A 9,991-nucleotide genomic window follows, 5' to 3' on the forward strand; every position below is an offset into this window, starting at 1 on the left:
TCGGCGGTCGCCGCCGTACCAGCTCCCGGTGAGTTGCACTCACCGGGAGCTGGTATCACGCCGCAGGCGGGCCCAATAATCCAGCCGTTTGCGCACCTCCCGCTCGAAACCGCGTTCCACAGGGCGGTAGAAAGGCCGGCGGTCCATCCCCTCGGGAAAATAGTTCTGCCCGCTGAACCCCTCGGGCGTGTCGTGATCGTAATTGTAGCCGTGGCCATAGCCCAACTGCTTCATCAGTTTGGTCGGCGCATTCAGAATGTGCTTGGGCGGCGACAGGCTGCCCGTTTCCTTGGCGGCGCGCGCAGCCTCCTTATACGCCGTGTAGGCCGCGTTTGATTTCGGCGCCGTGCCCAGATAGATCACCAGTTGTGCGATGGCCAGTTCCCCTTCGGGGCTGCCAAGACGCTCATAGGCTTCCCAGGCGGCGGTTGCCTGGGTCAGGGCGGCAGGATCGGCCATGCCGATATCCTCCACCGCGAACCGCGTCAGCCGCCGGGCGATGTATCGCGGATCCTCTCCCCCAGCCAGCATGCGGGCATACCAGTAAAGGGCGGCATCCGTGTCCGATCCGCGCAGCGACTTGTGCAGGGCAGAAATGAGGTTGTAATGGCCTTCCTGCGCCTTGTCGTATAGCGGCATGCGCCGCTGCACGGCGGCGGCCAGACCGTTATTGTCCAGCATCGTGCCTTCCGGCAGGGCGAACAACTCCTCGCACAGGTTAAGGCAATAGCGGCCGTCACCGTCCGCCAGTGCCTTGACGGCGGCCCGGGCGTCGGGGTCGAGCGGCAGGGGCCGCCCCTCCTCCGCCTCCGCACGCGCCAGCAGCAATTCCAGGGCCGCATCGTCCAGCCGGTTCAGCACGAAGACCTGCGCCCGCGACAGCAGGGCGGCGTTCAATTCAAAACTGGGATTTTCCGTTGTCGCCCCGACCAGGGTTACGGTCCCATCCTCCACATAAGGCAGGAACCCGTCCTGCTGCGCCCGGTTGAACCGGTGAATCTCGTCGATGAACAGCAGGGTGCCCTGCCCGCCCTGCCGCCGGGTCCTGGCCGCCTCGAACACCCGCCGCAGATCGGCAACACCGCTGAAGATTGCCGAAAGGGGTTCGAAATGCAGGTCGGTCGTCTGGGCCAGCAGGCGCGCCAGCGTCGTCTTGCCGCAGCCGGGCGGGCCCCACAGGATCATGGAGACCAGCCGCCGGGACCCGATCATCCTCCCGATAGGGCCATCGGGCCGCAGCAGATGGTCCTGGCCGACCATCTGGTCCAGGCTTTGCGGACGCAATCGGTCTGCCAGGGGCCTGGGCGCCTGTGCTTCAAACAAACCTGCCACCCTATCCGTTCCCATGGCCATGGCGATCCCGTTCCGTTCCCTTATTTCAGATGGGGGACGGGCTGCGCAATGTCCATCCCGCCCTGTCGGCGCCGTCGCCGGACGGTATCAGGATGGGGGCTGCGCCGGGGTGGCCGGGGCCGCGGCGGGGGGCGGCGCGGCCGCTTCCTGCCGGGCCGTGCGGTAATTGTCCAGGAAATTGCGGAACAGGTCGATTTCCGTAATGCGTGAGCGGATGGTGGCGGCATCGGCCAGCCCCGCCGCTTCCTCCGGCCGGGTCAGCAGGCGGAATGTGTTGGCATCCCTGGAATTTTCCATAGCAGGGCCGAAATCACGGCGCAACGTCTCCAGCCCGGCATTGTCCTGTGCCAGCGACAGCGCGATGGCATGGTTGATCACCAGCCCGGCCGTCTGTGGTTCCAGCGCCGCGCCCGCGGCCGGCGGCGGGCCGATCAGATCACCCAGAGCCGCCGCCGCGGCCGGCCATTGGCGGTCACGCATCGCGATATCGACGCGAAGCAGATTGGCATTGTGCGACTGGTCTGTCGCCAGCAACTGCACGGCGTCCGCCCCCTTGCCCGTCTGCGACAGGGCGCGGGCACGCAGAAGCTTGCGCTCCTCCACCAGTTCAGGGGGCAGCCCGTCCACCAGACTCTTGTCCAGGGCGGCGATGGCGTCATCGGGCTTGCCATCCAGCAGGCGGATACCGGCCAGCCGCGCCCCGACCTGGGCCTTTTCGGTTCCCGTCAGCCGATACTGCACCTGATGGTCCAGCAACTGGGCCGCCCGGTCCAGCAGATCGATCTCCACCAGCCGTTCGGCCAGACGGCGGATGATCCTGTCGCCATCCGGACCAGGCGGGGTCAGTTCCCGATATTGTTCATAGAGCGCAAGAGCCTCCACGGCCGACATGCTGGCCGCGCCGTCATTGGCGAACAGATTCGTGAAGGTCCGCGTCAGGTCGGATGCGATCTCTCCTGCGTCCCTGGTATTGGGGAACTGCGAGATGGTCTGCCGCATCGTATCGAAGGCCTGGGGATAATTCCCGGCCAGCGCATGCACCTCGCCGATCCGGCGCAGATTGGACAATTCCAGGGCGTCACCACGCCAGGCGAAGCGCAATGTCTCCATCTGCCGGGCGGCCTCCTTGGGCTCCATCCGGCCCAGGTCCAGCGCGGTGTCGATATAATCGCGCTTGCCACGCATGGCATAGAGCCGGTCGCGCCCTTCCTGCGCACTGGCGAAATAGGGCAAAGCCTTCTCATTATCGCCCAGGGCCCGGAACACGGCGCCACGGAAATACTGCACCGCCGCGGCCTGAGGCCCTGTTTCCCCACCCCGCTTGGCGACACGGTCCATGATCGATGCGGCTTGGTCGGGGTGCCCGGCCTTCAACGCCGCGTCCGTGGCGGACAGGGCGAGGCCGGTGTAAAACGGCTCCGGATAGCGGTCCAGCAACTCCCTGTTCTGGGTGAACAGAGTGTTGGCCCCGTCGAAATCCTGCTGACCGGCCAGGGCGGCGGCCCGCCACAGGGCCGCGTCGGGTTCCGCAGACAATTGCCGGTTGGAAAGATCGGCCTGTGCGCCTGCGTAATCGCCCGTCAAGGCGCGGCCGATACCGCGCACGGCCAGAAATTCCGGCCGGCGGTCGACATCGGGCTGCAATTCCTGCACCCGCGACAGCATCCCCAGCGCCTCATAGCCCAGCCCGTTGGCCAGATAGAAGCGTGCAATGTCCAACCGCCCGCGCGTGCGTTCCGCCTCTGGCATGGCAGCCAGCCGGTCCCAGCGTTCCTGTCGCGCACGGGTGAAGTCACGCAAGGGGACCTGTCCCCAGCGCTGAAAATCGAACAGCCTCTCCTCCTCCGCCGCGGGCGGCGGGGGTGGAACGGCGACCTGCACGTCGGCCGCGGGCGACAGGGTCAGCCCACCGGGAACGGAAACCTCCACCCCCTCGCGCACGGGCTGGACCAGCAGACGATCATCCAGCGGGCGGACGACGATGCCCTGCAGCGTGGGCAGGAACTGTACCTCCGCATAGCGCAGCGGAACCGGCATATGCGATCCCGGCTGCGGCAGCGGCACCACCTTCAGCATGTCACCAACCACAGGATCATGGAAGGCCAGCACCGTTCCCGCGTCCGGGGCCGCTACCACCAGCCGGGAGCCCAGCGCGAAATCCAGGTCCGGTTCAGGCGTCAGAATATGGTCATCGGGACCGTCGGGCACCGCCGAGGGGGGCTGGCCGTTTGTACGGGACAATAGCAGCCGCCATGCCGTTCCATCCCGCTGCACTGAGGCCTGCATCAGCGCCGGCATCGGAAATCTGAACCCCGCACCGTCCGGCACGTCCAGCCGGTCGATACTGACCGGCAGTTCCGGCGGGGGGGCCGGCACCGCACCGTCGGGAATTTCCCCGTCGAACAGCACATGCAGGAAGCCCGCACGTTCAAAGACGGCAGCGGACCGCGCCACCTTGGGATCAAAGACCAGGACCACCGGGGCCGCCGCCGCTTCCACCGCTGTTGCTGCCGGCTCGACCACCGGTGCCGGCGCCGGCACGGGTGAAGCCAGCGGCGCCGGCGTAACGGGTGTCGCCGCGGCGGCCGACGGGGCCGATGCCGCGGTGCCGGATGGTGATGCCCCGGGGCCGGAGGATGCCGCTGGTCCGGGTGCTGCGGTTTGTGCTGGCGGCGGCACAAGGGCCGTGGGAGCACCCGTGGCCGCCTGCTGCGCCGGCGGGGTGATGGCACCGGGGGCCGGCCGGCCGCGCATTTCGTACAGCGGTGCCCCTTCGCGCACGCCACGCGGGTCGGCCGCCGGAGGGGCGGCGGCAGTGGTAGCAGCGGCAGGGGCGGCGGATGCCGGAGCCGTCGTCGCCGCGGCGGGATTGGTCGGCCGGGCGATGGCGCCGGGTGGCGGCCTGTCCAGCACATCGACAACGATGCGGTTGCCCACCCGGCTGTCCTTGAGGCCGGCCCCGGCAGGAATGTCGAAGCGCAGGGTCACCGCGCCGTCACCGGCCGTCTGCGACAACCCGGCGATACGGCTGGGCCGCGCCCGTGCGACCGCTGCCAGATCCAATTCTGCCGGCACGGGAAAGCGGATCGAAACCGCCGTACCATTCTGTTCCACACTATAGGGCGTGGACCGGGGCCAGTCGAAGACAAGCCGGCTGTAGGTCGGATGCACACCGCTGCGCACAGGCACCCGCAGCGCGGGCGCGGCGGCCGGGGCCGGCGGGTTCTCAGCCGGCGCCGGGATGGATTGCTGCGCCGCGGACGGTGGTGCTGCCAGCAGCGCGCCCAGAGCCACGCCCAACACCAATGCCCGCCGCAATCGAAGACGCCCGGCCATCATGGCGTCACCCCATGTTCACGGACGACCAGATCGACGCGCCTGGCCTGTGGCGACACACGCCCGCCCGACCGTCCATCGCCATGACCGCGCACCGTGATATCCCGCAGATAGCCGGCGGCCCGCAGCGCCTCGGCCACCGATTGGGCACGCGCCAGCGACAATTCCCAGTTGCTGGGCCAACGGCTGCCGGCCGGCAGTGCATCGGCATGACCGACGACATCGACGGCATTGCCGATATTGGCTGCCACCCCCCCCATGACGAACATGGCCTGCCGGCCGCGCGCCGACAGGGTGGCATCGCCGGGCGCGAACAGCAGGTCAGCCGGCATGGACAGGACCAGCGAGCCGTCGATACGGTCGATGCGCACATCGGCCAGCTCGGGATTGCCCGCCATCTGGCTTTCGAACACGCGGCCCAGATAACCCAGGTCGATGGCCTTGCCACGATCCAGGCTGGCGGCGGAAAAGGCGGCCTCCGGCCTCTCCTCGCCCTCCTGCGCCGGCGTGGCCCCCGGCACGCCCGCGGCCAGCGCCTGGTAACGGGCCGGATCAGGCTCGGACATGGCGTAAAGCATGACGAAAAAGGTCAGCAGCAGGCAGATCAGATCGGTGAAGGTCACCAGCCAGGCACGTCCGGCCACCGTGTCAGGTGCCGCGAAACTGAACAGGGCCGGGGAACGGCGGTCGCGCATCACTGGCCCCCCGACCCGTGGATCGTGAATAGCAGCCGCATGCCGCCCGCCCTTTGTCCCTTCTCCAGCCCGACCGACAGGGATGGGGCATCGGCCCCCAACGCCGTCAGGGCCCGGGCCAGCGAACCGGCCCGCGCGACAAGGGGGCCCGTGTCGGCATCATCGGGTGCGGCGAACAATATCTCCGCCCGCACCGCCACACCCGATCCGCGCGGTTCCAGCACGCGCGCGATGCGGTCCATCAACCCCTGCTGATCAGGCCTGATCGATTGCCCGTCACCGGAGAACAGGGCCGCGGCCGGCAAGGCGATGAACAGGGTCCCCGCCTCCTGCCCGGCCTCCACCTTGGCCAGGGGCAGTTCGGCCCGGATCAGGTCTCCCAGGTCCCGCACCGCGCGCGCCGCCTCGCGCAGCGACTGCTGCCGGTCTCCGGGCGCCCCGGTCAGCAGCGCCTGGCTGGAAAAGGCGTCATCCACGCTGCGGATGACAGCGCCCACCTTCTCATCATGGAAATGCGAAACACTGTTCAGCAGGATGAAGAAGGCCAGCAGCAGGATGAACAGGCCCAGATACAAAAGCTGCCCCCCCTGCCCGCCGCCGCCCTGGCCATCGCCGGGCGCGGCGAACCGCACGGGAACCGCGATGTCAGGATCGGATCGGTCGGATGGGAGCGGGCCGGGCATTCATCCTCAATCGAACAGCGAGTCGATAAAGGCCTGATCGATACCCGTACCGGGCATGGACGGGCCGTTCAACAGGTCGGAATCGGCGGAACCGGATGCGGCGGCCGGGGCGGCGTCGGGGTGACGGCGCTGCACCTCCTCCCCCATGGCGATCAGCAGGGCTTCCACCTTCTGCTCGATATGCTTCAGAGCACGCACGACCTTCGTGATGCGCTGTCCCGTGATGTCCTGGAAATTGCATGCCTCGTAAATGCCGGTCGTGATGTCCATCAGCTTGTTTGACACTTCGGCCGGCACGTCACCGGCCAGCGCCATCATCTGGTCGCAGGCATCCATGATGCGGTTGGTCGCATCCTCCGTGGCGCCGACCACGGCGTCCAGTTCATCGGTCGCCAGGGGAATATGTTCTGAATGGATATCGGCCGGCTGGATGCTGGCGATCTCCTTCTTGGCGGTATTGATGAACCGGGCCAACCCTTCCAGTTCCGCATAGACATGCAGGTGATGCTGGCCCAGGTCTCCCCCCATGGAGGACAGGACGGATGCGACAATGGTCGTCACCTCCTCACGCGAAAGGGGCTGACGCGCCTCCGCGCGGGCATTGTCCAGACGGCCCTGGAGAACCGGATCGGCAGCGGCAGTGCGGAGCATCGGGAGACACCTTCAAGCGCTAAGGACCAAGGAACCGGGCAAAGCCGGCAGAGCGAACGGACAGCGCCCGGCCGCCTTCATACAATTAATCGGGCACGGTGGGCAGCGTCTTCCGCGCTGCCAGCAAAATCGTCACTTCCTGGGCCCGCTTCTGTTCCATCGCCGCCAGGACGGGCGCAACCTTCGCCTCCTTCATGCGGCTGATCACATTGATCAGCACGTCATTTTCCAGGCTGTTGAAGATTTTCGCGGCATCCACGGGCTTCATCGTCTCGTAAATCTTCACCAGACTGTCCAGTTGGGCCTGCTGTTCACTGTTGACCTGAGTCAGCAAGCCCTGGATTTCCTGCTTCAGGCCCTGCAATTCACCGATCTTCTGATCGAATCGCTGTTCGGCCGCCGCCAGCATGGCTTCCCGCTGGTCCAGTTCGCGCGCGCGCGTGTCCAACTGCTCCCGGCGTTCCTGCAGGCGCTGGAGCAATTCCAGTTCCGTGGGGGTGAAGCTCTGACCCGGTGCGCCGGACGGGGCCGGTCCCACATCGGGTTGATGCGTGGCGGGCGGGCTGGCCGCAGGCTCGGCCGAAGCAGGCGGCTGTGCCGGCGGGGATTGGGTGGCCGGGGGATCGCCGGCCTGTGCCACCTGGGTCGGTGGCGGCGTCAACGCGGGCGCGGGCGGCAACTCGGGCAGACCCTGCGGCCCCGTCTCCTCCGCGATGGAGGGGGAGATCAGCGACAGGCCCCGCCCCGTGGTCAGGGTCAGCCAGATGTCCCCCACCTTGAAGCCCAGGACCAGCATGGCAACAAAGATGGTGGCCGGCAAAAGGCCGGGACGGACCAGTGCCCGACGCGCAGCGCGCCCCTTGCCCGGCGGAACACGCCCCTTGCCTGCGGCACGGACGGGCGCGCCGGGCCGCACGGGCTTGGCCTTGGCCGCCGCCGGCTTGCCGCCGGACGGCGTGGCGGCATTCTTCTGCGGGGGCTTGGCCGCAGGTGCGGGCTTGGGCTGCCGGGAAACGGGAAGGTCGGTCATGGGCGCAGATTCTCCAGCGCCTGAAGCAGTTCCTTCTCCGCCCGGGAGCGGGGTTCAGGTCCGCCCGGCGACGGGGCCTGCGGAGGCGGCGCCGATGTCGCAGCGCGCACGGCAGCCGCAGCGGCAGGGGCCGACGGGCGCGGCAACGGCGCGGCCGTCAGCGGCGGGGGTGGTGCGGATGGCATGACGGCCGCCCGCGCCTTGCCCGAGGCCGCTTCCAGCCGGTTGGCAAGGCCGTCGGCCGCCTGCACGATCAGCTCCATCTCCTCCTTCAGGGTCTGGGCACGGGTGATCAGGGCGGCCAGCGCCTCTCCCGATTCCTGCGCCGTGCGGCGCATGCCCTTCACCGAACTGTCCGCCTGGGCCGTCGCCTCGGCAAAGCCCTTAACCAGTTCCTCCAGTTCCGCCCGGCTTTCCTTGACGGCGGAAAGCTGCCGGTTGAGCCGCAGGGCGTAGATGATGGTCGCCACCAGCAGGCCGACGATGGCCACGTCCAGCAACAGCGAGAGGATGGAGGCGATCATGGCTGCGACTCCGGCTTGGGGGCTTCCTTGTCGATACGCACGGCGATATTCCCGCCCTTGCGGCCCATCCGGCCCAGGAACATGGGCACATCACCGCAGCGCAGTTCGATCGTCTCGTCGGGTGCGACGTTCAGCAGCACGCGGCTGCCCACCCGCCAGGACATGACTTCCTGCAATGGCAGCACGATCTCGTCCAGCACGGCGGAAAGATGCACGTCGGTCTGCCAGAGTTCGGACGCCAGATGGGTTTCCCAGATGCTGTCGCGGCCGAACTTCTCACCCATGAACATCTGCAGCAGCAGTTCGCGCACGGGTTCCAGCGTGGCATAGGGGATCAGCAGTTCCAGGCGCCCGCCCCGGTCTTCCATGTCGATGCGCAGCTTGACCAGCACGGCGGCGTTCGCCTGGCGCGCGATGGTGGCGAAACGCGGATTGGTTTCCAGCCGATCGAAACGGAAGGTGACGGGCGACAGCGGATCGAAGGCCGCCGAAAGGTCCGACAGGACCACATGCACCATGCGTTCCACCAGATTGCGCTCGATGGTAGTATAGGGCCGGCCTTCGATACGCATGGCGGCGGTGCCGCGGCGCCCGCCCAGCAGCACGTCCACGATGGAGTAGATCAGCGCCGAATCGATCACCATCAGGCCGTAATTGTCCCATTCCTCCGCCTTGAACACGGCCAGCATGGCGGGCAGAGGGATGGAGTTCAGATAGTCGCCGAACCGCACGGAACTGATCTGGTCCAGGCTGACTTCGACATTGTCGGAGGTGAAGTTGCGCAGGCTGGTCGACATCATGCGCACGAGGCGGTCGAACACCACCTCCAGCATGGGCAGGCGCTCGTAATTGACCAGCGCAGAATTGACCAGCGCCATGACGCCGGTATTGTCGCCGTCGCCCGCCCCGTCCTTGTCGAAACCCAGCAGACTGTCGATTTCATCCTGGTTCAGGACGCGCGTGGCACCGCCGCCGCCGCCCATGTCGCCAAAGGCGTCGCCGGCCCCTTCATCGGCCATGGCCGCCCATTCGGCGGCCATCCTTTCTTCTTCGCTCAGTTCCTCAGGCCCGGCCATGGAACGCACCCTTTCGCATCACTGCTGGATCAGGAATTCCTTGACCAACACATCCTTGACCTTGACAGGCGCGGCCGCCGCATTGACCCGCATCAGCAGTTCCTCCCGCAGCCGGTAGATGCCGGCGGACCCCCGCAGATCATCGACGCGCAGTTCACGCAAGTAAACCTGGAAGGCATCCGTGATGCGGGGCATCGCCTGGTCCAGCGGCACCATATCCTCCGGCCGCGCCACCTCGAACGTGATCCCCAGCTTCAACAGCGTGGCCCGCCTTTCACCCGTATTCAGGTTGATCAGGATATCGGGCATGTCCTTGTAGAGCGGCGGACCCTTATAGGGGGGCAGTTCAGGTTCGGCCGGCGCTTCCTCCGCATGCTCGCCCTCCGCCTTTTTGCCCAGCAGGCCGTCCAGCGCACCGGTGAAGAAAGCGGCAGCGGCCCCGGCGATGACCAGGACGACGGGCAGCACGATGAACAGGACGATCTTCTTGCCGCTCAACTTCTTGCGCGGCAGATCGGTCTCCGACCCGCCGCCATCGGTCTCCAACGACGTCATGCTCACCACCCCCAAAACCGACAGGCCCGCCGATGCGCGTCAAGACCCTGCGCCAAGACCCAAGGAAATCCGGCATCGCTGTCGATCC

At 67.3% G+C, this 9,991-nt stretch carries 9 protein-coding genes; all 9 read right to left on the reverse strand.

All coding sequences use genetic code 11. The annotated features are described in order from the left end of the window. Nucleotides 1–39: 39 nt before the first annotated feature. The 9 genes from ACM9LZ_RS00005 to ACM9LZ_RS00045 all read right to left on the reverse strand — a co-directional run bounded on the left by ACM9LZ_RS00005 (nucleotide 40) and on the right by ACM9LZ_RS00045 (nucleotide 9,903). Nucleotides 40–1,347, reverse strand: a complete 1,308-nt coding sequence (locus ACM9LZ_RS00005; protein ID WP_416617624.1) for a replication-associated recombination protein A — start codon at nucleotides 1,345–1,347, stop codon at nucleotides 40–42. 93 nt (nucleotides 1,348–1,440) lie between these two features. Next, nucleotides 1,441–4,692 carry a tetratricopeptide repeat protein gene (locus ACM9LZ_RS00010; protein WP_416617278.1) on the reverse strand — a complete coding sequence of 1,084 codons (3,252 nt, stop codon included), beginning with the start codon at nucleotides 4,690–4,692 and terminating at the stop codon, nucleotides 1,441–1,443. Next, complete coding sequence (locus ACM9LZ_RS00015) at nucleotides 4,689–5,384, reverse strand: OmpA/MotB family protein (RefSeq protein ID WP_416617279.1); 696 nt, start codon at nucleotides 5,382–5,384, stop codon at nucleotides 4,689–4,691. Before ACM9LZ_RS00015 ends, ACM9LZ_RS00010 begins: the two co-directional genes overlap by 4 nt. Continuing rightward, entirely contained in the window at nucleotides 5,384–6,067 is a 684-nt protein-coding gene (locus tag ACM9LZ_RS00020) for a hypothetical protein (RefSeq protein WP_416617280.1), read from the reverse strand. The genes ACM9LZ_RS00015 and ACM9LZ_RS00020 overlap by 1 nt, the downstream gene beginning before the upstream one ends. A gap of 6 nt (nucleotides 6,068–6,073) precedes the next feature. Continuing rightward, on the reverse strand, nucleotides 6,074–6,718 hold the full coding sequence (locus ACM9LZ_RS00025) for a protein phosphatase CheZ (protein ID WP_416617281.1): 645 nt from the start codon (nucleotides 6,716–6,718) through the stop codon (nucleotides 6,074–6,076). A gap of 85 nt (nucleotides 6,719–6,803) precedes the next feature. Then, nucleotides 6,804–7,748 (reverse strand): MotE family protein, encoded by a 945-nt coding sequence (locus tag ACM9LZ_RS00030; RefSeq protein ID WP_416617282.1) that lies wholly within the window; start codon nucleotides 7,746–7,748, stop codon nucleotides 6,804–6,806. Then, entirely contained in the window at nucleotides 7,745–8,272 is a 528-nt protein-coding gene (locus ACM9LZ_RS00035; RefSeq protein ID WP_416617283.1) for a DUF6468 domain-containing protein, read from the reverse strand. The genes ACM9LZ_RS00030 and ACM9LZ_RS00035 overlap by 4 nt, the downstream gene beginning before the upstream one ends. Beyond that, nucleotides 8,269–9,348: a flagellar motor switch protein FliM gene (gene fliM / locus ACM9LZ_RS00040; RefSeq protein WP_416617284.1), complete on the reverse strand. Its 1,080-nt coding sequence runs from the start codon at nucleotides 9,346–9,348 to the stop codon at nucleotides 8,269–8,271. The genes ACM9LZ_RS00035 and fliM overlap by 4 nt, the downstream gene beginning before the upstream one ends. Nucleotides 9,349–9,366: 18 nt before the next feature. Continuing rightward, a complete protein-coding gene (locus ACM9LZ_RS00045) occupies nucleotides 9,367–9,903 on the reverse strand; it encodes a flagellar basal body-associated FliL family protein (RefSeq protein ID WP_416617285.1) in 537 nt (178 codons plus the stop codon). Nucleotides 9,904–9,991: the final 88 nt, after the last annotated feature.

Source organism: Niveispirillum fermenti, assembly GCF_048066175.1.
GTDB classification, from domain to species: domain Bacteria; phylum Pseudomonadota; class Alphaproteobacteria; order Azospirillales; family Azospirillaceae; genus Niveispirillum; species Niveispirillum fermenti.